The organism is Lysinibacillus sp. FSL W7-1291, assembly GCF_038593415.1.
GTDB lineage: Bacteria > Bacillota > Bacilli > Bacillales_A > Planococcaceae > Lysinibacillus > Lysinibacillus fusiformis_D.
The window spans coordinates 1,999,159-2,022,154 of the sequence record NZ_CP151994.1 but is presented as its reverse complement, the minus strand read 5'-3'; the positions used below and the strand labels follow the sequence as shown (position 1 = coordinate 2,022,154).

The window sequence follows — 22,996 nt, the reverse complement described above, 5'->3', positions numbered from 1 at the left end:
TCTCCCTAGAAATTATGTAAAAAAACCCCATCAGTCGATGAGGTTTACTTCACATATTTCAAATACTTTCGCACAAATTCCACAATGTACAGAACTTCCTCCTCTGTCATCGTCAGCAGCTTACAAACACGTTGAAGCCTAGCAGGTGATGTTATTTGCTGGCGAACTTGATGGATATACATATATTTACATTTACGTGGATTTACTTTATCTCGTATTTGCTTGTAGCGAAGATAAGCATAACGTGCAAAGGCATTGAGCATCTCCCGCTCCTGCTCATCACGCTCTTTCTTTCTGGCAGCCTCATCAATGATGTCCGTGTCAAATGTCCGTGTACCATCTGTTAATTGCATAGTACCACCTCTCTATTACAAATGTACTCATCCACTATTAAATGCAATAAAAAAAGCCACACCTAGGGTAGATGTGACACGTTTTATGAATTTTATATGTACCGATTATTGAGAGCGCTTCCTTCTTTGATCTCGCTTCTTCAACATATAGCGCGTGATCCCAAGTGTGATTACAATTTCATTAATTAATAGGAATTGAAAACCATTTGCATGTGCATTACGCCAATCATAAATACCCCAAATAATTAGTGTCAAAAGAACAACAGCAAGTGTGTATCTAGAAGCTTCTGGGTAATAATCTTTTTCTTCATCCATAGCACGCGACATCCTTTCTATTAGAGGTGAATAGATTCTTATTTTGATGGATAGAACACTTTTTTCGAGCGATAGAACTACTCTGGTTGGAGCGTTCATCTAAAATTGATGGATAGAATTTAACATGTGGTGGATAAAACGCATATATTGAGCGATAGAATACTTGTTTTGATTGATAAAACGCTTTTTTCGAGCGATAGAACTGCTCTGGTTGGATTGTTCATCTAAAATTGATGGATAGAACTCAACATGTGGTGGATAAAACGCATATATCGAGCGATAGAAACCTTTTTTTGATTGATAAAACTTCTATGATTGGAGCGTTCATCTAGATTGATGGATAGAATTCTAAATGTGGTGGATAAAACGCATATATTAATCGATAGAATACTTATTTTGATTGATAAAACTCTTTTTTCGATTGATAGAACTGCTCTGGTTGGATTGTTCATCTAAAATTGATGGATAGAACTCTAAATGTAGTGGATAAAACGCATAAACTGATCGATAGAAACCTTTTTTTGAACGATAGAACTACTCTAAAGTGGAGCGTTCATCCAAACTGATGGATAGAACTCTAAATGTGGTGGATAAAACGCATATATTGAGCGATAGAATACTTATTTTGATTGATAAAACTCTTTTTTCGATTGATAGAACTGCTCTGGTTGGATTGTTCATCTAAAATTGATGGATAGAACTCTAAATGTAGTGGATAAAACGCATATATTGAGCGATAGAAACCTTTTTTTGATTGATAGAACTACTCTCAGTGGAGCGTTCATCTAAACTGATGGATAGAATTCAAAATGTGGTGGATAGAACTTAAAATGTAGTGGATAAAATGCATAAACTGATCGATAAAACGCTTTTTTTGATTGATAGAACTACTCTAAGTGAATCGAACCACTATTTTGAGCGATAGAACTACTTTGAATGGAGTGTTTGTTCAGATTGATGGATGCTTCAGAGATAATAGGCGAAGATGGCTACAATAATGTTGGGTAAGGCTAATAGTGACGCGTTAGTCATCATGCGATTGCGTTCGTTTCTAGCTTCTTTTGTTTCTGTAGCAAGATTGGCTCGTATTCTATCTCCGCTCGCTATTGCTCCTGACATTACTATCGAGACAAAGATGAACACTCCGCCTAGTATCCCTGAGAGTAAATGCGCTTGCTCGGTACCCCATATGAAGATGGAACATACAACACCTAGAATCGATAATATCGTGCCAATGCCTATATACTTCATTTTCAGCCCCCCTTTATTTTATTATACGGCTAACGTCTTCTATTTGTTTCAATAATTTCAAAAATTACATACATTATGTAAATGAGAGTGGCCATTCTATTACGTTTTTTTGCAGGAGGCTTTCTTCCTTTAGTACAAAGATACGCTATTTGATTGATGCTTAGTATAGTATGCTCGCCAAACGTTCATAGTAAGTATGGTGTGAAATTCACACCGAATCATACGACGGAGGGATCAATTTATGAATGGAATTCGTGAAGGTTTAATCCCTACTATCCTAGGGTCGGCTGTTACTGCTGCTGGATATGCCATGAAGCAAAAGCATGGCTCTAACAAAATGGTGGCCAATACCCTCTTTGGGTTTGGGCTAGCACACATTGTGTTAGGAGCTATTGACCTGGTAGAGCATCGTCGTTAATGAGAGAAGAGCGCTGCACGTGCTCTTCTTTTTTTGAATATTTTTCTATTAAATGATAGCATTGTCATAAAAGAAGAAGGAGTATGATTATGGCTACCATTGAAGATTTTATAGCACTTGATATACGAATTGGCACGGTTTTAGAGGCAGAGGAATTGCCAAAAGCGCGTGTTCCTGCGATTAAAATGACCATTGATTTTGGTGAAGAGCTTGGCATTAAACAGTCTTCTGCACAAATTACCAAGCGTTATACACCGGCGCAAATGATTGGGAAGCAAGTAGTGGCAATTGTTAATTTTCCTCCCCGCCGTGTGGCTGGTTTTAAGTCTGAGGTATTAGTTATTGGTGGAGTGCCTGTAGAGGGCGATGTGATCCTGTTAACACCTGATCAGCAGGTACCAAATGGCACAAAAATACAGTAAAGAGCCTTTGCATTACGCAAAAGGCTCCTTTTTATAAATGGGGATCCATATTTCACTTGTAAATGTTGGGGAGGAGAAATCGATGCTTGCATGGCGTACGATTTCAGGGCCAGCTACTTGCTCATAGCCAGATGATGGGAACCATTCGGCATAGATGCGGCCCCACATTTCCTGTAGTGTTTGCGGGAATGGTCCGACCGCTTCAAATACGGCCCACGTACACGCAGGTACATCCAACTCAGTAAAGTGGTGGGTACCTTTTTCTGTTGTGGCTACTCCAATATAATGGTCGAGTTCTCCCTTTTCTTCCATTCTCCCTTCTGAAAAGTTGGTGGAGGCTTGGATTATCCCCTTTGGTTCGATATTGGACAGCTTTTTCAGTTGCTCAATGTCCGCCATTGTCAAAGAGCGAGCCAGCTCTGTTATTGCTTGATTTTCTCCTTGAAAAACAATTGGTACTCTTTTCATGAGTCCGATAATGTGAAATGCTTCTTTTTGCTCGAGTCGGTAATTCATTTCACTACCTCCTTTAATAGTAAGTTGGAAGGTCATCCGGGGGAAGGCTTTTAAGATTTGACCACTTTGCCTCGCCTCGGATGGTGTGATGCCGTGCATTTGCTGAAAGGCTCTTGTAAAAGCATCTGCGGAGCGATAGCCATAACAAATGGCAATATCAAGGATTCTCCTAGAGGAATGAGACAGTTCTAGAGCGGCAAGTGTCAACCGCCTACGACGAATATACTCGGACAACGATACCCCTGCTAGAAAGGAAAACATTCGTTTAAAATGATAGTCCGAGCAATAAGCTATTCTTGCAGCCTCTTTTAAGTCTATTTCTTCTGTTAGATGAGCTTCAATATAAGCTACTGCCTCATTTAATCTTGTTAAAGAATCCATATCCATCACCTTCCTTATCACTACCTTAACAGGCATAACAATACGACATCCGACAATTGATGCACCATTTAGTCGCCTTTCAAAAAATAATCTATCGAACAGGCAAATAACTAACTTTCGAAGCTATTTTCTCATATATATAATAGTGTAAAGCTAATTTTTTAGCCTTACACCTCCTGACTTGATACTTAGGGTCACTGCTCGCACGGTGGCCCTATCCATTATGACCAGCAATAGCTTACATGTCAATGTTTGTAAAACACCCTTATAAATAGAAGAACTCATGATGCAATGTAATTTTTAAATTTTCTGTATATTCCATTTACTACTATTATTAAATATAGCCAAGCGATCCTTTTTCAAGCATACTATGCGCTTTATTTAAGGGGGTCTTTGAATATTCAGGGGCTATGTTTGATACGTTTTAGCATCGTATGTACTGTGGTAGGACGATTTTCAATCCTAATATGAAATGACCAAGAACCTAGATTCTTGGTCATTTTTTGTTAGCGATAATTATTATGTGTTGGTTTAAATAGTGCTTCATCGGCGTTGCGCACAAGTGAGAAATGATCCACATTGTAATGGCCATGTAAAATGTCGTTATGATGTGCAATAATAGCTTCTGGTGATAAACAGTCGGAGCCGTTAGTGGAATGACCTTCTGCCACTAATGTGACATCAAAGCCATGAACGGTTGCTGTTTTTACTGCTGTATCCACACAATGCTCGGTTTTACAGCCCATCATCACTAAATGTTTAATGTCATGGGTCTGTAAATAGTCCAGTAAGCCTGTTTTGTAAAAAGCATTCGTTGCCAGTTTATCAAAGAAGACAGCTGTTGTTGGAACTTGGATCGCTGGATGTACTTGAAAGCCATCCCCTTCGCCACCTGCCACATCTTGGTCACGAACAAAGATAATATGTGCCTGGGCTTCCGCGGCCTTCTGGATGACGGCATTGATTGTCTCCAGTAATTCGTTTTTCTGATAGACGGCTTGTTCATCCTGATTACCCTCGATTAGTTCTTGCTGTGCATCAATCACCACTAGTGCTTGCTTCAAAAGCATCTCTCCCTTATTGTTTGTTAACAATATTTTACCATTAATAGTCAATTAGTTATACTATTTTTTAACCTTGGAAACGGTTATGCCATCCCCAATTGGGAGAAGGATGGACTCAAGCTGTGGATGATTAGCGATCGTCACATTGAATTTTTTCATGATGGCTGTATAGCGCTTTGGTGTAGCCTCAGGGTCTACTACACTGCCCCCTGCCAGGACATTGTCTGTCACAATTAATGCGCCAGGGTTTGCTAGCTTGATGCACGCCGTTACATAATTTTCATAATTATCCTTATCGGCATCAATAAAGAACAAATCAAAACGTCGTCCATCTGCTACTAGCTTTTCCAGACTGTTTAATGCAGGGCCCGTCAAATAGGTAACCTGCTTCTCAAAGCCTGCCTTGGCAAGATTTTTAGCAGCAAGCTGTGCATAGCTTTCATCTAACTCTAATGAAGTCAATGAACCCTCTGCATCCAATCCTCTTGCCAAACAGATGCCACTATACCCACCGAGCGCACCGATTTCTAATAAAGCCTTAGCCCCTGTAATCGATACAAGCATCGTCAGCAGTTTCCCTGAAGATGGTGACACGGAAATGGCAGGCATGCCTTTTTCTGCAATCGAGGAAATAACATTCTCTAACAGCGTATCCTGCTGATAAAATACCGTATCAATATAGTTATTCATTTGTTTCATGCACATTTTCCTCCTGTGGACTGTCAGCTGCTTCCGTTGTTTCACCTTCCTGAATGTCAAATAACTGGCTAAATTCTTGGATGACCATGTCAATCGCTTTTAATTCCCCTATCAAAATTTGCTGAATCGATTGAAACTCAGGCTGCTCTAATTGCTGTTTAATCGTTGCTCGCTTAACATGTAGCATTTCTAAAAATGAAATGGCCTTGCCTCGTCGGAATGTTTTCGCTCCTCGCTGTGCTGCACCATCCATGCCTCTATGACGTCCTCCACGGTGATGTCCTTCTCGCATATGTTCTCTAAATCCAGAACCTCTCATTATAAAAATCCTCCTCTCGTATACAAATGTATACATTTATTTAAACTGATTGTATACATTTGCATACAAAATGTCAATTAACATATTGCTTTGCTAGTCAAACATATGCTAGAAAATAGGCAGGTGGAAATGGAGGTCAGTTGATTGAAAAGGATTATAAAATATGTTTTGGGAATCGGTACTTTATTGATACTGTCAGGCATATTTTTGATTGGGGCACAATCTCACTATAATCAGCAGGAAATTAAAATTGCTAGTAAGCTATGTCTTGAAAATGGAGGCCAGCCAAAAATCGTACGAGATTATTTGGCATTGAATTATTCCTTTTCATGTCGAAAGGACTGAGGTTGTACATAATGCGGGCAGTGGTATGCTAGAAATTCAAGAAATTTTAATCTATTTCTCGGGCAAATGGCTAGCAAACAAAATTACTTTTTCATATGTATAGTAGTGTAAAGCAAATCTAGCCTTTCCAAAGCTCTCCTGTTTTGAGGTCACTTTCCCCTGAAGGTGGCCTTTTTGCCATTAAAAAAAGACGTCATGTAGACGCCTTTAATGTTTGATCGATATCCTCAATCAACCTATCCACTTGTTCCTTTGTGATCTTGATGACATATAATTCTGTCGTTTCGATTCCATCATGGCCTGTTAGGTGTTGAGGATATTGACAGTTATTTGATATTTCTTTGTCCATACAATCACCTCTTCAATGATATATTCGACATAAAGTATAGCAAACCTTCTATAAAAAGGAAAATATCAGTATATTTTTTCACTCATTTTGAATATTGGATTGACTGCTGGTATGAAAATAAGTTAAAGCAATAAGTTCATTTAGACTATTTGCTTACCAAATTTAGCAATTTTTTTGAGATAGAATGTACCCATAAAAACTAGAATACTGCCATAGATTTTCAGCATCACATTTCTAACAGGCGCCTCTTCAATCGTTGTACTGAGGAATGTAAGTCCCACGACAATGATAACCATACCAATGATGGCATGAATAATTTTCATCTCTCATTCCCCTTTTTAATACGCAATACCTACCCGTGTCTTCAAAAATTCCTCGCTAAAGATTTGTTGATAGGCAAAGTCTGCAGTATCTGCTACTGAAATTTGAGTGCCACCCTCTGGTAAGAAATCACGTTCGATTCGGTAGCTCCCTGTCAAAGCCCCATCAGGTAGATAAGTAGGACAGACAATCGTCCAGTCCCTATCAGACTGCTGTAATTGTTCGAATACACGTTGGTGCTCCTGTGCGGCAAACGTGGATTTTTGTTTAGATTCAGTCGATTGATAGCGGAGAATCGTCGGTGTAACACGACTTTGTAAAATCCCTGCTGTTCCGATTGTAATGATTCTTTTCACCTGTTGTTGTGTCATCTCCCCAAGTATCAACGGTAAACTTGCCGATAATGTATCGCGACCATCTGTATTTAATGCACTGACCACCACGTCCACATTAACCATTGCCTGCTCAACATCCTGCCTATTTAAAACATTTCCTTGAATAACACGCAGCTGTTGATGATGTTGCTGTATTTTATCAGGATCACGGACCAATATAGTGACCTCGTGCTGATCCTTTAATGCCAGCTCAACCATATGGCTACCTACACGTCCACTCGCCCCTAATACTAAGATTTTCATTGATCTCACCTCTTTTCTTATTATAGCATGCTTTAATTTCCCTTTATATGTAAAAGGAGACACTATCCCATGTGCCTCCCTCTCAGCTCATTTAGCCTCTATTAGCTGGACATTAACCATAAATAGAGGGATATTGTTTTTTCTGGCTAGCTCGTCGATGATGGATTGAATCTCACTTTCTGTACTTACATCAATTTCTTCGCCATTGTGTAATTGAATCGTGATGACCTGATGTTCTGGCGAGTCTATTAAATAGCCAACAGTACTATCAGGGGCGTAGCCTACCTCTCGTATCGCCTGCAACACCTTTTTCGTAAAATCTGTAGTCTGTAATTTTTGGCCAAGCTCCTCTGCATAAAGAGTTGGGCTATTGGCACTGGTCGCTGTGGTTAAAGGCTGCCTTTGTACAATTAGCAATGAGATCACTACTATTAAGCACATGAAAAGAAAGAAGATTTGCAGTATTCTCTTCATACATTCACTCCATTTCTTCATGAAATTAACAGGCGGAAGTCTAGCAATCTTTTCTCCTGAAAACTGTTAGGGTTATCACAATTATCTATGGCTATCTCTCTCTTAATTTTTCAAAAAATAATTTTAAGCTGTCGCAGGGGGCAATTACCAAGAAGTATCGTTCATCCTTTCATAGATTATAAGTGTAAAGGTTAGCGCTACCATTACTAAAAAACTAACAAAAAGGGAGATTAAAAGATGCAAGATAGTAGATTTAGCCATTATATGAATTGGAATAAGAAAAAAGAAAAGTGCTGTGAACAGTATGTAAAATGTAATTGTCATTTACAGAAGAAATGTGAGCACAAAGTAGAAGAATGCAAGTGCAAGCATAAATATGACCAATATAAATGGGAACATAAACAGGATGGATGCAAGTGTTGGCAAAAAAATGAGCCATGTCAGCGGGAACAAAAGCATAAGCACTGCCATTGCAAAAAAGAGGAAAAATACTGTGATGAAGAAGATTATTACTACGAGGCGGAGCATGCTAAAGATCACCACTGTAAAGGCTGTATTTGTCATCAATTAAAATGCCTGTCTACTGGGGCTTTCGTAGATGTTATTTTAGCAGGTGGCGGTAGCTTCGCGGGTATTTATTTTATCAGCTTAGATCCTAAAACTTGCTGTGCAACATTCTTTGAGGTAGCCGGTGCAGCCGCGTCACCACTCATCATCGATTGCCAACAAATTATCGCCATTAGAAGTGCCAATCTAGCGTAAATGTTTGAACGCCCTGTTGGATACCAATTCATATACTATAAATCCTACCACTACTAGCAAATTTGATCTTCTGCCAGGTTATTTGACTCAAACCTGGCAGAATACATTTTTTTCTATTATGCATTCACAATCACTTTGACAATGGGCTCTAGTTTTCCTCTATTGACATCGCCAAGATAATCAACATCTACTACAACAGCTCGTGGCTCAAAACGTTGAATACATTCTATGAGGCGAGTTGTGTTCAGCTTCTTTATACGTTGGAAGGGTTTACGAGTTTCACACTTGATCGCATATTCTCGAAGCGGACAGGGGATCGTAAACGTTGATAAAATAAATGCTACATTTTGTAAAATACCTTCCACTCCCGTAGCATTGCCATTAACATTACTTAAAGCCGTTACTTGATGTGTCATACTATCAACCTTTCTTCTACGTTCATACAGTTTAATTGGCCTTGGAAAAAGAGCACTTTGTTATTTATGCGGGCAAATCAAAAATTATGAACATTTGTTTTTATGTACCCTCAGTTATTTTTATTCAAACAACCTCTTCGTTGATAGTTTGACAGACAAGCTTAGCGCGTAATGGCATAGTATACAACATACAACCAGCTAAAACAGCCATGGATGATTGCCCAAATAATCGAATGATGGACACTCCATGAAATCGTTATCGCTAAAACTGAACCAAAGCCAATGCCATTTTTTACGACCGTTTTATGCTCCACTCTTTTCACCTTCTTTGTTCTTTTCACCTCTCCATCTTGCCAGCGCAACATGTTTTCCTCCTATCGTCAATGATGTTTATGCATAAGCGAACAAGGGCATCCTGAAAGAAAGGATGTGATGTTATGACCATTTTCATGCTGGCTACCACCATTGTGATCCCGAGCCTTATGGTTTATCTACAGCTCAAATGGGCGATCTTTCGCCTGCTGTTCAACATAGTAGGAATCATCGCTGCCATACTTTTCAGCACGATTGCTGCTACTTCTATAACGCACATTATTCTTGAGGATGCGGTTTTTATGACAACGATTCATGCGGTTTTCTTAAACCCTCTTTTTCTATTGACAGGAGCGTATCTCGGCTTATACTTGATTAACCGAATCATCGATTGGACCGTTCGTGAAAAAGGCAAGCCCTCTTCCCTTCAGTAGAAATCGCAATAGACGCGCCAAGTCTGCGTTGTTGGATTGTAGAAAAAATAAAAATTGCCATGATCCACAATGTTCAATCGTGCCTTCGCATCCGAGGCAATTTGGAGGACAAATGGTGTATCCTCTCCAAAATCATAGCCACTCTGACAGAAGCTTGGGTAGCCACCGATTTTATGAAGCGGATAAAGGTCTTCTACGATATCCTCAAAATATTCTAGCTCCTCTTCACGCTCCAAGGTCAAAATATCTTCTTCTATTTGAAGCGGTATACCTCCCCCATCCCATACTGGATAGTCATTCGTAATAAGCTTTGGTTGGAGAGGAAATGCACGAATGCCATCATGCTGCCATTCACGCTTTACTAAACCTTCCAATGTCGTGTATGTTCTAATATGAAAATAAGGACTAAGATCATCCTCCATTAGATGATCCAAAAGACGTTCATCGACAAACAATGTGACTAATTGAAAAGGCTTTAGCGCTGCTGGTACATAGGGTAGATCTTTTAAAAAGAAGGTAGCAAGCGGCTGATAGCCAGATGGTGGTTGTTCCTCCTCTGGTAAAGACCAGCCGACATAGCCAATCCAGCTTTCCAATAAATCATGTGTCGGTCGAATACCACCTGTTTGAAAAATCGTGGCCTGCTTTGCTAGTTGCGCACGAATATATTCAATTGTCATGCGCTAGCTCCTTCTGGCGACAGCAGCAGTCCGTTGTATGATCATTCACCATGCCAACTGCCTGCATAAAGGAATAGCAAATCGTGCTACCGATAAATTTAAAGCCGTCCTTCTTTAATTGCTTGCTCATACGATCACTAATTTCTGTCGTCACAGGTACATCTTTTATAGATGCCCATTCATTCATCAATGGCTGGTGATCAACAAATCCCCAAATATAGTCAGAGAATGAACCGTATTTTTCCTTGATTTGTAGATAGGCTTTAGCATTTGTCACCACACTAGCAATTTTTAATTTATTGCGCACGATTCGTGTGTCTTGCTGTAATGCCTGTAGCTTGTCCTCTGTATAATGTATAATTTTTTCCACATCGAATTGATCAAATGCCTCACGGTAGCCTTCACGCTTTTGTAAAATCGTCCACCAGCTTAGCCCTGCCTGTGCTCCCTCTAGACAAAGCATTTCAAATAAATGCTGATCATCATAGACTGGCACTCCCCACTCCTTGTCATGGTATGCCACATACAAAGGCTCATCTAACTTGACCCAATCACATCTTTTCATTTTATTCCCTCCATTTTATGTATCTCTTACTTAATGGCTGTCATACAGAGCCACCCTTTACTCGACTTTTCCGTAACATAGACTGTTTGAAAACCTGTACGTTCTAATAATTGCTTCATAGCAGTTGGTGTTTGATAAGCTTCCATATGGTAATTCATTTTATATAGCTCTGCTATAATAATAAATTTCCCTCCGTTTTCCAGCACCCGCCATACTTCCTTGACATCCTGTTCCAATGATGGCCAAAAATAATGTGTTTGAAAGGCTGTAATAGCATCAAAAAATTGATCCTCGAATGGAATACTTGTCACACTCGCCTCTTTGACCATCACTTTGCCACTGGCGACACGTGCGTCATTCAGTTTGATGGATTCCTTCACTGCCTGCTCAGAAATATCTATACCATAGATTATACCATTTGGATTCAAATTGGATAGAATTTGAAGCGTTTTTCCGCCCCCACACCCAATGTCTAACACACGATCCCCATCATTGATAGCGCCTTGCCGAATGAGCCATGCATACATACCTCGATGGGCAATATTCATTATCCGTAGCATCCATGAGCCAATCCAGCCATTAGGTTTTTTCGCTTGTTCAATTAACGTTTGTAAGAGTGACATTCAGTAGATTCCCCCTTTTCAGTACTGGTGTTAAAATAGAAAATGTAACATTAGTGGAAGCTCTTACTAGTTTGTACGTGCTAAAAATCGTTTCGTTTCATTTTTTTCCAGGGGGGATTGTATGATCAAGCAAGCAACACAACAGGATGCTCTAGCAACAGCCACATTAGCCTTACTGCTTTGGCCCAATCATTCACTAGAGGCATTTGCCGAACAGATGGCTCAGCTCTTAAAGGAAGACAACGCCGCTATTTTTCTAGCCTATGACCAGGCTAAAGCCATTGGATTTGCTCAATGCCAATTGCGAACGGATTATGTAGAAGGTACTAACTCTAGCCCCGTAGGCTATTTAGAAGGTCTTTTCGTCATGGCAGATTATCGACAGCAAGGCTATGCAAGACAGCTTGTAGCGCACTGTGAGCAATGGGCAAAGAACAAAGGCTGTCAAGAGTTTGCTAGTGACTGTGAATGGCACAATGAAGAAAGTTTACGCGTCCATCTACAACTCGGTTTTACAGAAGCCAATCGCATTATCTGCTTCACAAAAAAATTATAAAAATGGCTGACAAAAAAATCACAGGTGCTTTGTGTAGCTCACCTGTGATTTTTCGATACTTTTTAGTTTAGATATGTATTGTTGGAAATATTTCGTTCGCGCTCATCTATGATTAAATGGATCATTAATGCGAGTTGTTGTTCGATTCGCATATTGTTTAAATGTAAGATATCAGCAATCACATTCTTTTGCTTTTCTGCTAACTCAATCCCCTCTAGCAGCAACATAATTTCTTCTTTTGTCAGCCCAAACATACACATATCACCCCAATATCTCTGTCATTTTATTATTGTAAAATCATTACACACATTTCTCAAATAACGTATAATTACCTTATCACATGAACCATTTTTACTAATTATAGGATAAAACATCGTAAATAATCAATCTCTTATCGATTATTACTTAATAATTTTTTTACATTTTATTTATACTTTATTATTTTTATCATAACTTTTACAAGGAATTGTATAGCTTTTCCATTAAAATATTCAAAATATTACAGAAATCGCAGGATGACATCTATTCTATTATAAAAATAATCATGCATTTTGTCGAATTATCGTGTTCTTTTGCACAAACTCAAGGTTTTGTAACTGTGCAAACATATTCCTTTACCCACTTTTCACATGAATAAAACCTATTTTCTCCATTCCATAAAAAAAGTAATTTCAAAATTGAAACTACTTATCTTATTTGTATAATCGGCTTTTATATTATTTTTTTAATATCATGTTTCGTGATTTCTATCTTATGGTCTTTCATCACCTGCATACCCTCAATTGAGGAAACCTTGGACGCTGCATCCTTTTGCCATGTCCCTGTATGAACTTGCCCTTGCACAAATAATTGACTATTTTCCTGGACCACAGCCGGAGCCTTTACTGCATGAATATCCGTATGACGCATCTCCATTAATGATTTATTGGACAATGCTAAAAATGGTCGAGCTGCCTCATCCACCGTACAATGTTCAATACGTCCCATTGATTGATCTGACCAAATCATGGCATAAGGACTTTCTTGACCGTCTTTAAAATAGCTATGGGCTACTTCAAAAATGGCATCAATACAAGTAATGCCATTTCCTTGCATTTGTTCAAAGGTACAATACTGTGTAAACAAACGGGCATTGTTTATATAGATGTGATGGCTTTGCAGCTCTCGAATCATTGTATGTTGCATCATAATCTTGGCATGATCATTGCCATAAATACCACCCGATTGTCCAAATTGAATGGTAGATTGACGAAGCTGAAGTCCACTGGCATCCACAATGATATGGAATTGCTGATGATTTTGAATTTGACATTCCGTCAACGAAACATCTGCTTCGTCGACAATCGCTACACCCACAGCCATGCCATTTCGAATGTGGCATTTACGAAATTCTACCTGGCTATTTTCAATCAGAATCTGTGCCTTCACATGTCGATAAAATTGGCAATCATATAACTTCGCTTCCGTTTTTTCACCAAGGTAAAGACCGTGACCTTGCCCATCTGAAAAGATTGAATCAGCGATCATTAGCTCACTGCGGTGGACAACCATATTCGTATCGAGATGCTCTTTTATTTCACAGCCATCCATCCGCAAAGTTGTGCCATCAAATAGCTGAATTCCTACCCCTTGCCCCTGATGAACCAGACAATTCGTCATAGCCATTTCACTCGCTGCTGCAATAATTTGTGCCTTGGCATGCCCATGAATCTCACAGTCCTCCAGCACCATCTTCACATGACGAATAGCAAAAATGCCATGCTTTTTCCCCTCCAACAGCATACAATTCGTCAACGTCAGCTCACAATTTTGGGCAATGATTTGGGCCTTCACATGATGCTCAAATGTCGTGTCAACGAGGATCACACTTGAACCATTTGCCACCCGCAGCCCAAAATGATTTAGCGATGTCGCCAGCACAGCACAATTTTTCATCAGCAAACTACCATAGCTCACCATCATCTGTGTCCGAATCAATTGCTCCTCAATAATACAGTTTTCTAACTGTAAATCCCCTTTGATATATAGCCCTTGACCTTGCCGAAACCGTAAATTCCGCATATCCACATGGGTTTGATAGCGAATAAAAACGCCACCCTTGATGGTCACATTCCCAACCCCATACAACGTCAGCCGCTTGGAAATATCCAAGCTCTCCTCATAAATCCCATCCCGAATCTCAATCATATCGCCAGGCATTGCCTCTTCAATTGCCTGCCCGATACTTTGATACCGATGCATAATACTCCTCTTCACCACAAGTACAGCCATTTGCACACTCCTTAGCCTAAAAAATGATCGTACCCTATTTATATACCGAACATGCTTAGGGTTATTCAATTTTGTGCAAAATTGCTGCAATATGCATGCATTCACATGAAAGGTTTGACATTTTAATGAATGTGTACGGTTTTGGGGAATAAAAAATGAACAGCGATTGTAGGTCAACTGACCCCACCTGTTGCTGTTCACCTTTTTTATTTATCTGTGATGGTTATTTAGTTTTAAAGAATAGCACACTTTTTATGCAGTAAGTGACGGACTCACTTAGGCAGTTACGAGGGGCAGGAGATTTCAATCGACACTCTCTATACAGAGAGTGACTGCGAAAATAAATAAATTCTCAACAAAATATCCTTAATATTAATGTTTATAAATAAAAAATAGGTATTAATAACCAATATAGTTCTGTCCAAGCGGCATTTCCATCAATATTTTTGGTGCGAATCATGCTATGAAATCATGTTAGCTTACTATCCGCACTTTACTTTATTATAGCAATCATTTCCTGTTAAAAAAACCAACAATAACCGAATTTCCTCGATCATTGCTGGTTCTTAAAATTTGTTTTATTTTTTTCGTTTCACAAAAACAAAGGCGAAAATGGCTGCTAGGACTACTAGGATGGCAATCATCCATACTGTATTTGAGTTGGATGTTGTGTCATCTGCTGCAGTTGTTTGTTGTTCTTTTGGCGTGGCATTCGATGACTGCACTTCTTTGGCGTCCTCTTTTGCTACTTGTGCGGAGCTAATTTGCACATATTGTAGAGTAGCTTCATTCGAGGCTGCTGCTTCGTGTTCATGGCTGTCGCCGTGCCCTTCGGCATGATCCCCGTGACTTTCTTCTTGACCACCGTCATGACCATGATGATGATCTCCTGCTGTTGTGAAAATAGAGCGTTCCAGTTGTTGACCTACCCAGCTTTTGGCATCTGTTGAATCAGCAAAGATGCGCGGGTGTCCTGACAGCATGTATGTTTTACCACCAATGATGAGCCCTGTTTCGTCACCTGTTACGACATCTTCAATAGTGCCTGTTGGTCCTTCTGCAAAGCCGCCCATTTGAATAAGCGTATGACCACCCATATCAAATGTTAGGTTCTCTGTTAAGAACGCAATGTACTCCTCTTTTGTCATGGTTGCATCTGGATTCGCTAGTTCTAGTTTATGATGAAAAAGGGCAGTATTAATTTCTTTGTACGTAAGGTCCCCCTCTAAGGAAGAAACGTAATCCTCTTTTTGTGCTGCTTGTGCTAGCTCATCTACAGTCGATCCTGCTAGGCCAAAGAAGCCACCTACCCAGCCTGCAAAATCCTTGCGTGATAAGTTGTCTGTTGGGTTTAAGGCCATATCTTTGCCATTGTACCCAAGAAGCCCAATACTGTGTAATACCATAATGTCCTGAATATTGGAGGCTGTTTCAGGGACATCTGTGAATAGTGTACTTTTATCCATCGTATGGGCATAGGCAACTGGTGCCATGAATAAAGTACTCATTAATAATAAAAGTAAATATTTTCTCAAAATGATTCCACCTTCCAATGCAATAGTATACAGCGTAAATGTGTTGGAAGTTTGAAATCAAGCGCAATTTTCTATAGTTTGAAGCGACGAATGAGGCCATTTAATTGTTCGGCCATTTCTGCTAAATGCTCGGCACTATGTTTCATTTCCTCCATAGAGCTTGCAGCCTGCTCAATGGTCGCCGATGTTTCCTGAATACCTGCCGCTGACTGCTCTGAGACAGCCGCAATATCATCGACAGATTGGTGAATCGTGACAGTATTGTGAACAACCCCGTGTAAATCGGAGGACATCCCATTAATGCTTGCTGCAATGGCATCGATCGCATCTGCAATACGATAGAATGTTGTATTGGTCGTGGCAATTTGCGCTGTGCCTTTTTCTACTTCTCCATAGCCCTGCTCTAATGAGGAGGTCACTGTACTTGAATCATCCTGAATAGCTCTTACGATAGCTGTAATATCATCAACGGAGAAGGCCACCTGCTCGGCTAATGCGCGAACCTCGTCGGCTACCACCGCAAAGCCCTTTCCTTGTTCCCCAGCTCGGGCTGCTTCAATCGCTGCGTTCAGTGCTAATAAGTTTGTCTGTGCCGCAATATTTTGAATGACCGCTACAAGCTTAGAAATTTCTTGTGTTTGTTTACTGAAACCAGTTACCTGATCCACCGCGTTCTTTACCATCTGCTGAATCGCTTCCATTTGCTTTGTGGAAGAGGTCATGGCATCTCTACCTTCTTCTGTTAAAGCTTTGACTTCCTGCGAATATTGTTGAACGTCTTTACTGCCGTCATGAACAGTCGTTACTTTGACAGCAAAGTCGTTTATGGAGGAAGCGACATCTGCTGCATGGTTTGCCTGTCGTTCTGTACCGCTGGCGATTTCTGTAACAGTATGGGCAACTTGTTCTGTACCTGCTTTTACCTCCGTGGTTGACTGCAAAAGCTCCTCACTGTGAGCCGCTACCTCATCCGACACTGTTTGAATATGTTTCAAGAGTTGATTTAAAATATCTGCCATTGTGTTGGTCGCTTCCATCAACTGGCCCACTTCATCCTTTGATTGAATAGGTAAAGGGGGCTCGCTTAAATCCCCCTTCGTCATTCGTTGCATACGCTCTGTTAATGTAATAATGGGTCTTGAAATACCACGGGCACTTAGTAGTTCAATCATCACGGCTAGCAGGACAATGAAAATACCTACGACAATCGCAATTAGCTGTTTATTTTCACCAGCAGCAATCATGTCCGTGCCTACCTCATTAATGGCTTGCTTTCGTTGCGCCGCTAACCCTTCATAGCCCTCACGAATCGCGGTTGCCGTGTCATCCATTTTCGTTAAATTTTGGATAGCAAGCTCGGTTTGACCCTTGTCATATACTGCAAATACTTGTTGTTCAATATAACGATTCCATTCCTTTGCCATTTGCGCATATTTCCCGAATTCACCTGAGGTTGTGAGTGCTGATCGTTTTTCCTCGTTGTCGGCTGCCTTCGCCACATTATCTTGGAAAATCTCTTTATATCTTTCATTACCAGACAGTACATAGCCTCTAACTGCCGCTATTCTTAAATCGATTGTTTGTGCTTGCTCAAAATCTGCAATTAATAATTGTAATTCTTGCTGAACAATTTGTTCTGTCGCATTGTTACTTTGTGTGATGGCATAATAATTGTACGCAATGTAGCCTATCATGATGGCGATGACAATACTAAAAGAAAAAACAATGCGTCGACTGATTGTTTTGAACTTCATCTGCAAAAACTCCTTATTTTCCATATCTATTCCATAAATAGTAATCTACCATTTAACAAGAAGGATTGGTGGCTTTAGGAATTTTTACTAGATTTCCAGAAATAACTTGGTCAATATAGTGTTTTTTATAGCATCTTTCGTCTTGAGTATATTGGACTACAATCAATCCCAAGCATTAAACATAACGTCGCCAATCGTTTGGCTATTAAAATAAGCGATGTACTGCCATTCCGTCACTGATAAGCTATGTAAAGCCTGATCCTTTGATAGTAATGTCATAAGAGTAGTCGCTTCTAAGCATTTACGCATAGGGAAATATTTGTGTAGCCGAGGCTTTGATAAAAATGTAAAGGGAAGCTCCTCATTCTGCTTCGCAAACGCAATATAGGGCATATATCGATGATGAAGAATTGTCAGCTTCTCCCCATCTAAGTCCACCATTGCCTGCATGTAGACAAAGGGAGGTTCATCGATAAATTGTCTTACTTTTGCTCGCTGTTCACTTGTCACTAAATGGTACACCATTGACTGAAACGTACGCATATCCTGCTCGATTAAATGCTCGGCATCAAAACCAGTAATTCCTCTTGTTAAACGCAAACCATCACTCCTTTTTAGTTGACTCTATAAGGACCTTCTCGTTTGAACTAGTCATTTCCTGCCAATCTCCCTTATTTCTTTCAATATGATAATCAATTTGTAAAAAAGGAATCCCCCATATCGTCATCCGATGCAAAGCGGTCAATGATGCCATTTTCTTTATGATGCTCCCCCTTGCTTTCTCCCCAGCCACTAACCTGTAAGCCAGGTATGACCTTCGTTTCATAGGTAAAACGCTGTGACTCCTCAGGTGCTCTTTTCGGTATATATGTAATGGATGTAAAACGTAAATCCCATTGCTCATGCAGCTGTGGTTTTTGTGTATAATCCCATGCTTTTTCTATAGGAGCCTGGATGTCTATCTCAACATAAATAGGTTTTTTGCTCATAAACTCACTCCTTTTTTTCGATTAAACCACTATCATTATAGCAGTAAATTGATAACCTTCTATTAAATGGGTATGCTTATTAAGTTTCTTCCTAAAAATAAAAAACTTGAATCGAAATGACGACTTGCCGAGTCTAATAGTCGAAAAGGAGGCGATTTTCATTACAACCACGCAACAATCTCTTGTAGCCTTAGCCCAACATGGCGATGAGCAAGCGTTTTATCAGCTAATTGAGCTGGAGCAGCATAAGCTTTATCGTATGGCTTATGTCTATGTACAAAATGAAAACGACGCCGTAGAAGTTTTTCAGCAAACGATTATTCGAGCCTTTGAGGGCTTAGCACAATTAAAGGAGCCGCACTATTTTACCACTTGGCTAACCCGTATTATGATCAATTGCTGTAAAACCTATATAGCCAAGAAAAAGAAGGTTCAGCTTGTCGAACCACAAACCTTAGAGGATTTAAAAAGTACATCTCCTACATATATCGAGGAAGAACTGGATTTATGGCAGGCTCTTTGCCAGCTTGAGGAAAAGTATAAAACGGTGTTATTGCTACGATTTTATCAGGACTACTCCGTCAAGGATATTGCAGCGATTTTACAATGCCCTGAAGGCACCGTCAAAACACATATTCGCCGTGGCTTGCAAGCATTACGACAACAATTAAAGGGGGCATATCTTGATGAGTGGGTTCAATCCGTTGAAAGAAGTCATTAATGCAATACCCATCCCTGAAGGACGTTTAACGGAAGTGTTACGTGTTGAAGGGATGTCCAAAATTTATCAGCAAAAGCATCACACCGTGAACGCCTTAAAAAATATCCATTGCACCATTTATCAAGGAGAGATGGTGGCCATTATGGGGACAAGCGGCTCTGGTAAAAGTACCCTACTGAATATGATTAGTGCGATTGATGAACCAACAGACGGGGCATTATTTTTATTTGGTCAGGAGGCTCAGGATATATATCAAGAGCCCAAAGCATCGCAATTTCGTAAAGAAAATATCGGCTTTATCTTCCAATCCTTTCATCTGTTAAAAGATTTATCCGTGGAAGATAATATTGCACTCCCCCTTATTTTAAATGATGTTTCTAGTAAGGACATTAAAGTGCGCGTGCAGCACATGATGGAAAAACTGAAAATCGGCGCTTGGGCAAAGCATCGACCACATGAGCTATCAGGAGGACAAAAGCAACGGGTTGCTATTGCTCGTGCCATTATCGCAAATCCGCCTATTTTGCTAGCTGATGAGCCAACAGGAGCGCTGGACGTCAATACGACGGATGAGATATTGGAGTTGCTTGTTGAGCTTCAAAAAAAGAGTCAACAAACGATTTTACTTGTCACCCATGACCCTTATGTTGCTACCTATGCCAATCGGGTGTTGTTCTTCCATGATGGTGCGATTGTAGACTCTTATCAGAATCAGCGAAATGAAGAGGATTTGGATTGTATTTTAATGAAATTTAAGCAGGCTACGAGGGGGGAGCGATAATGTTTACAATGCGTGCCGTTGCCCTAAAACTTTTTCGTGCCGCTTGGGCAAATGTCCTAACGAGTATTAGCATTATAACCATCTCCATTTGCCTTGTGATGACGATGAGTGTCTACGCTTTAAACGCCCATAATCAAATGAAGGCTGACATCCAAGCCTTGTACGGAGAAATGGATATAATGGTCGGCTATAATCCAGATCAACATCAGCTGTTAACGACACAACAAATAGAGTTACTTTCCAGCCTAGCAGGTGTCACCCAAGTGTCTAATGTATCTTTAGCTCACACAAAGGTTGAGCAAGAAAAAAGCACAACCTTTTATACCGTTGGCGTAGAAAATGATGACCTTGTGAAAAGCCGCTATCATTTCGAGATGAATCTTGGTCCGAACGATGCCATTATTTCAGAAAATGTGGCACGTATTTTCAAGAAGAACGTCGGAGACACCATTCATATTCAAACGAAGAATTTTATTGTCCGAGAAATTTTACCAACGATGAAAGGTACGGATAGCCCTAATATCATATTGTTGCCAAATACCATTGTGAAAACATGGATGAATAATAGTCAGCCACAAACTGCTGGTATGTTTGCACTTATTAAAACAGAGGATGGCCTTGCTAAGGCAGTTGGCACAGAGATCAAGCAGCTTGATGAAACTTTTCGTGTAGATGTCATGAGTGATTATGATTTGTTTAAAATAAATTTACAAAGCTTAATGATTTTTATGATTGTCCTAGCTGTCTTTATTTTACTCATTGCAAGTGTTTTATTACTGTCCACTTTCCAGCTATTATTTTATAAAATTAAAGAACAGCTGATGATTTTACGTGCTCTCGGTGCATCAGTGCAGCAAGTTAGGCGCATTGTCAAACTACAATTATCACTTATTATTTGCTTTGGGGTTATGCTCGGGACAACGATGAGCTTACTGGTAATAAAAATTTGGCTACCACAATTGATTAGCCTCTTACATTTACCAAATGCTAGAACAGAGCTTCCTCTTCCTTTTGTGATTGTCATCGCGCTTTCGAGCTTCTTGATTCTTCAGGTAATGACACAATGGCAAGTAGCAAAAAGTGCCAGATTATTGCCATTACAAATCGCAACAGACAATGAAAATTTACGTCTTCGTTGGACCAAATGGAAAACGATCATGGTCAGCATTGGAGGAATTATCGCTGTTTTATTCTTGTTGCAAGCACAACTGACAGGAACAGGAAGCAATCAAGGAGCACTCTTGATTTTAATCGGAACACTATTGATTTGTGGGATTTTACTGTTATTCATCCCCTATCTGTTTACAGCCCTCCTTCAGGTTGCATTAAAGCCGATTCGTGCAGTGTTTGGCAAGGAAGCCTATTTAGCGTGCCAGCAAGTCATGCCACAAGTACGCAAAAATAGGCCGATTGTGCTCAGCATTATTGGGTTAATGGTCATTTTAACCTTTGGTAGCTCGTTAATGAAAACGTTACAGCATAATGACCTAGCCTTCACCGAATCACAATACGAAACCGCTGTAAAAATCAATAATGAATTAAATGATCCAACCCTTACACCCGCAGTTATTAAGGAAATGGAGGCCTTGCCAAGCGTGCAGTATGCTTATGCACAAAGTAATAATGCGTACATTGCCCTGCAACTCGGCGATGAATGGCTACCAGAGAACTATACAACCATTGATATCGAGAAATTTGGACAATTAGGGAAGTTGCCAAAAATCGAGGGCCCTTTACAGGATGGACTGTTAGTGACAAAAAGCTTGGCGAATCGTCATCATTTATCGGTTGGTGATCGTATTACAATAGGCTCCTATGATGTTGCTGCACAGCAGGATCGGCCAACAGGTGAATTACAAATTATAGGAATTATTGATGCACCTCTTCACTACGCAGAATTAATCGTGGATTGGTCATCCTTCCTCACTTCTCAGGACCACACAATCATTGAAGACATTATGGTCGAAACAACTAACCCTGAGCAAGCATTGTCTGACCTGTCATTCTTAGAAGAGCGCTGGCCAGCCTTGAAATTTACGGATAAAGTGACCATGATGGAGCAATCCCGTGAAATGTTCTTCCAACGTTGGAGCCTATTTGTCGGCGTCTTTGTACTATTAATTGTCGCTACTGTCCTTGGTGTACTGCAAACATTACTGCATACCATTTATACTAAACGTAGTGACTATGTCATTCAGCGATTGATAGGCTTATCACCAAATGGTTTAATAAAACTTATTTTGACGCAAGTCCTATCGTTTGTGCTATATGGCCTCACTGTCGGCACGTTTATTGGACTTATTTTAACAAGAATGCTGGGATTCATTGATGAAAGCTCTCCGATGTCCTATGACTACTTAACATTAGGCATCACAAGCAGCGCCTTCTTAATAGCAACACTTATTGTCTTTACGCTCCAAGGCTATTGGATTAGCCGACAAAAATTAGCGAATGAAATCGTGGAAATCTAAATAACAACAGCCCTTCTATATCAGAAGGGCTGTTGTTATTGTTGTTGAAAAAAGGTGATGTCAATAGCAGAAAAAGAACCTTTGGCAAGGCGAGCGGGTGATTTCCGCTCCGCCAGCGTCCTTTCCAGGGGGCGTCCGATGAGCCGTAGTGAACAAAATAGCCCATTATTTGTATGATGAGAGAAAGGATAGGCTCTTATTTTTCATGTGGAGAAGTGATGAGTGACAACACCCTTCCATAAAGAGTAATGAATACTTTCA

The 22,996-nt window shown here is 40.0% G+C and carries 31 protein-coding genes; 9 read left to right on the top strand and 22 right to left on the bottom strand.

Going from position 1 to position 22,996, the window contains the following annotated elements; all coding sequences use genetic code 11:
• Nucleotides 1-44: 44 nt before the first annotated feature.
• The 3 genes from NST76_RS09805 to NST76_RS09795 all read right to left on the bottom strand — a co-directional run bounded on the left by NST76_RS09805 (nt 45) and on the right by NST76_RS09795 (nt 1,919).
• Nucleotides 45-353: a hypothetical protein gene (locus NST76_RS09805; protein ID WP_036122729.1), complete on the bottom strand. Its 309-nt coding sequence runs from the start codon at nt 351-353 to the stop codon at nt 45-47.
• Between the two features lie 105 nt (nt 354-458).
• Nucleotides 459-668: a hypothetical protein gene (locus tag NST76_RS09800; protein ID WP_230593831.1), complete on the bottom strand. Its 210-nt coding sequence runs from the start codon at nt 666-668 to the stop codon at nt 459-461.
• 966 nt (nt 669-1,634) lie between these two features.
• Nucleotides 1,635-1,919 (bottom strand): DUF5316 domain-containing protein, encoded by a 285-nt coding sequence (locus tag NST76_RS09795; RefSeq protein ID WP_342503866.1) that lies wholly within the window; start codon nt 1,917-1,919, stop codon nt 1,635-1,637.
• A gap of 241 nt (nt 1,920-2,160) precedes the next feature.
• Between NST76_RS09795 and NST76_RS09790 the strand changes: the two genes are divergently transcribed.
• Nucleotides 2,161-2,337: a hypothetical protein gene (locus NST76_RS09790; protein ID WP_036128914.1), complete on the top strand. Its 177-nt coding sequence runs from the start codon at nt 2,161-2,163 to the stop codon at nt 2,335-2,337.
• An 89-nt stretch (nt 2,338-2,426) separates the two neighbouring features.
• The gene (csaA, locus tag NST76_RS09785) at nt 2,427-2,759 is read left to right on the top strand and encodes a chaperone CsaA (RefSeq protein ID WP_340808876.1); all 333 of its coding nucleotides are present in this window, start codon (nt 2,427-2,429) and stop codon (nt 2,757-2,759) included.
• Nucleotides 2,760-2,771: 12 nt separating this feature from the next.
• Here csaA and NST76_RS09780 read toward each other — a convergent pair whose 3' ends face one another.
• The 4 genes from NST76_RS09780 to NST76_RS09765 form a co-directional block, all read right to left on the bottom strand.
• Entirely contained in the window at nt 2,772-3,656 is an 885-nt protein-coding gene (locus tag NST76_RS09780; RefSeq protein WP_342545108.1) for an AraC family transcriptional regulator, read from the bottom strand.
• Between the two features lie 506 nt (nt 3,657-4,162).
• Complete coding sequence (locus NST76_RS09775; RefSeq protein ID WP_342545106.1) at nt 4,163-4,720, bottom strand: isochorismatase family protein; 558 nt, start codon at nt 4,718-4,720, stop codon at nt 4,163-4,165.
• Between the two features lie 60 nt (nt 4,721-4,780).
• Nucleotides 4,781-5,419 (bottom strand): O-methyltransferase, encoded by a 639-nt coding sequence (locus NST76_RS09770; protein WP_036128923.1) that lies wholly within the window; start codon nt 5,417-5,419, stop codon nt 4,781-4,783.
• A complete protein-coding gene (locus NST76_RS09765; protein ID WP_271913164.1) occupies nt 5,403-5,738 on the bottom strand; it encodes a hypothetical protein in 336 nt (111 codons plus the stop codon). Before NST76_RS09765 ends, NST76_RS09770 begins: the two co-directional genes overlap by 17 nt.
• 144 nt (nt 5,739-5,882) lie before the next feature.
• Between NST76_RS09765 and NST76_RS09760 the strand changes: the two genes are divergently transcribed.
• The gene (locus NST76_RS09760) at nt 5,883-6,083 is read left to right on the top strand and encodes a hypothetical protein (RefSeq protein ID WP_036128927.1); all 201 of its coding nucleotides are present in this window, start codon (nt 5,883-5,885) and stop codon (nt 6,081-6,083) included.
• Between the two features lie 193 nt (nt 6,084-6,276).
• On the opposite strand, the gene NST76_RS09755 is transcribed toward NST76_RS09760, so the two are convergent.
• The 4 genes from NST76_RS09755 to NST76_RS09740 form a co-directional block, all read right to left on the bottom strand.
• A complete protein-coding gene (locus NST76_RS09755) occupies nt 6,277-6,432 on the bottom strand; it encodes a hypothetical protein (RefSeq protein WP_170829804.1) in 156 nt (51 codons plus the stop codon).
• A gap of 140 nt (nt 6,433-6,572) precedes the next feature.
• The gene (locus NST76_RS09750) at nt 6,573-6,755 is read right to left on the bottom strand and encodes a hypothetical protein (RefSeq protein ID WP_271913163.1); all 183 of its coding nucleotides are present in this window, start codon (nt 6,753-6,755) and stop codon (nt 6,573-6,575) included.
• 15 nt (nt 6,756-6,770) lie between these two features.
• Nucleotides 6,771-7,412: an SDR family oxidoreductase gene (locus NST76_RS09745; protein ID WP_342545258.1), complete on the bottom strand. Its 642-nt coding sequence runs from the start codon at nt 7,410-7,412 to the stop codon at nt 6,771-6,773.
• Nucleotides 7,413-7,478: 66 nt separating this feature from the next.
• Nucleotides 7,479-7,865 (bottom strand): hypothetical protein, encoded by a 387-nt coding sequence (locus NST76_RS09740; protein ID WP_342545105.1) that lies wholly within the window; start codon nt 7,863-7,865, stop codon nt 7,479-7,481.
• Between the two features lie 237 nt (nt 7,866-8,102).
• On the opposite strand from NST76_RS09740, the gene NST76_RS09735 reads away from it, so the two are divergent.
• A complete protein-coding gene (locus tag NST76_RS09735) occupies nt 8,103-8,627 on the top strand; it encodes a hypothetical protein (RefSeq protein WP_036128935.1) in 525 nt (174 codons plus the stop codon).
• A 116-nt stretch (nt 8,628-8,743) separates the two neighbouring features.
• On the opposite strand, the gene NST76_RS09730 is transcribed toward NST76_RS09735, so the two are convergent.
• Together NST76_RS09730 and NST76_RS09725 are read right to left on the bottom strand one after the other, a co-directional pair.
• A complete protein-coding gene (locus NST76_RS09730; protein ID WP_036128937.1) occupies nt 8,744-9,043 on the bottom strand; it encodes a hypothetical protein in 300 nt (99 codons plus the stop codon).
• 161 nt (nt 9,044-9,204) lie between these two features.
• Nucleotides 9,205-9,408, bottom strand: coding sequence for a hypothetical protein (locus NST76_RS09725; RefSeq protein WP_170829805.1), 204 nt, complete (start codon nt 9,406-9,408; stop codon nt 9,205-9,207).
• Between the two features lie 72 nt (nt 9,409-9,480).
• Here NST76_RS09725 and NST76_RS09720 point away from each other — a divergent pair, with 72 nt between their 5' ends.
• The gene (locus NST76_RS09720; protein ID WP_036128940.1) at nt 9,481-9,789 is read left to right on the top strand and encodes a hypothetical protein; all 309 of its coding nucleotides are present in this window, start codon (nt 9,481-9,483) and stop codon (nt 9,787-9,789) included.
• Here the strand turns inward: NST76_RS09720 and NST76_RS09715 are convergent.
• From NST76_RS09715 to NST76_RS09705, 3 genes are read right to left on the bottom strand one after another with little or no spacing between them, the layout of a single operon-like run.
• Nucleotides 9,783-10,469: a DUF1963 domain-containing protein gene (locus NST76_RS09715; RefSeq protein WP_036128942.1), complete on the bottom strand. Its 687-nt coding sequence runs from the start codon at nt 10,467-10,469 to the stop codon at nt 9,783-9,785. The two genes, NST76_RS09720 and NST76_RS09715, sit on opposite strands and share 7 nt — an antisense overlap.
• Nucleotides 10,459-11,034 carry a DNA-3-methyladenine glycosylase I gene (locus NST76_RS09710; RefSeq protein WP_036128944.1) on the bottom strand — a complete coding sequence of 192 codons (576 nt, stop codon included), beginning with the start codon at nt 11,032-11,034 and terminating at the stop codon, nt 10,459-10,461. Before NST76_RS09710 ends, NST76_RS09715 begins: the two co-directional genes overlap by 11 nt.
• Nucleotides 11,035-11,060: 26 nt before the next feature.
• The gene (locus NST76_RS09705; RefSeq protein WP_340810973.1) at nt 11,061-11,657 is read right to left on the bottom strand and encodes a class I SAM-dependent methyltransferase; all 597 of its coding nucleotides are present in this window, start codon (nt 11,655-11,657) and stop codon (nt 11,061-11,063) included.
• A 121-nt stretch (nt 11,658-11,778) separates the two neighbouring features.
• On the opposite strand from NST76_RS09705, the gene aac(6') reads away from it, so the two are divergent.
• The gene (aac(6'), locus tag NST76_RS09700; protein ID WP_342545103.1) at nt 11,779-12,213 is read left to right on the top strand and encodes an aminoglycoside 6'-N-acetyltransferase; all 435 of its coding nucleotides are present in this window, start codon (nt 11,779-11,781) and stop codon (nt 12,211-12,213) included.
• Between the two features lie 62 nt (nt 12,214-12,275).
• Here the strand turns inward: aac(6') and NST76_RS09695 are convergent, their stop codons facing one another.
• From NST76_RS09695 to NST76_RS09670, 6 genes are all read right to left on the bottom strand, one after another.
• Complete coding sequence (locus NST76_RS09695; protein ID WP_036128950.1) at nt 12,276-12,467, bottom strand: hypothetical protein; 192 nt, start codon at nt 12,465-12,467, stop codon at nt 12,276-12,278.
• A gap of 457 nt (nt 12,468-12,924) precedes the next feature.
• Nucleotides 12,925-14,454 (bottom strand): right-handed parallel beta-helix repeat-containing protein, encoded by a 1,530-nt coding sequence (locus NST76_RS09690; RefSeq protein ID WP_342545102.1) that lies wholly within the window; start codon nt 14,452-14,454, stop codon nt 12,925-12,927.
• 608 nt (nt 14,455-15,062) lie between these two features.
• Entirely contained in the window at nt 15,063-16,019 is a 957-nt protein-coding gene (locus NST76_RS09685; RefSeq protein WP_340810970.1) for a hypothetical protein, read from the bottom strand.
• Between the two features lie 71 nt (nt 16,020-16,090).
• Nucleotides 16,091-17,773, bottom strand: coding sequence for a methyl-accepting chemotaxis protein (locus NST76_RS09680; RefSeq protein ID WP_342545101.1), 1,683 nt, complete (start codon nt 17,771-17,773; stop codon nt 16,091-16,093).
• A 162-nt stretch (nt 17,774-17,935) separates the two neighbouring features.
• Entirely contained in the window at nt 17,936-18,373 is a 438-nt protein-coding gene (locus NST76_RS09675) for a hypothetical protein (protein WP_340834066.1), read from the bottom strand.
• A 92-nt stretch (nt 18,374-18,465) separates the two neighbouring features.
• Nucleotides 18,466-18,762 (bottom strand): hypothetical protein, encoded by a 297-nt coding sequence (locus NST76_RS09670; protein ID WP_340834065.1) that lies wholly within the window; start codon nt 18,760-18,762, stop codon nt 18,466-18,468.
• A gap of 106 nt (nt 18,763-18,868) precedes the next feature.
• Here NST76_RS09670 and NST76_RS09665 point away from each other — a divergent pair, with 106 nt between their 5' ends.
• The 3 genes from NST76_RS09665 to NST76_RS09655 are packed head-to-tail and all read left to right on the top strand — an operon-like array spanning nt 18,869 to nt 22,735.
• A complete protein-coding gene (locus NST76_RS09665; protein WP_283778132.1) occupies nt 18,869-19,483 on the top strand; it encodes a sigma-70 family RNA polymerase sigma factor in 615 nt (204 codons plus the stop codon).
• Nucleotides 19,449-20,264, top strand: coding sequence for an ABC transporter ATP-binding protein (locus NST76_RS09660; protein WP_340834063.1), 816 nt, complete (start codon nt 19,449-19,451; stop codon nt 20,262-20,264). The genes NST76_RS09665 and NST76_RS09660 overlap by 35 nt, the downstream gene beginning before the upstream one ends.
• Complete coding sequence (locus NST76_RS09655; protein WP_342545099.1) at nt 20,264-22,735, top strand: ABC transporter permease; 2,472 nt, start codon at nt 20,264-20,266, stop codon at nt 22,733-22,735. Before NST76_RS09660 ends, NST76_RS09655 begins: the two co-directional genes overlap by 1 nt.
• The last annotated feature ends 261 nt before the right edge of the window (nt 22,736-22,996 follow it).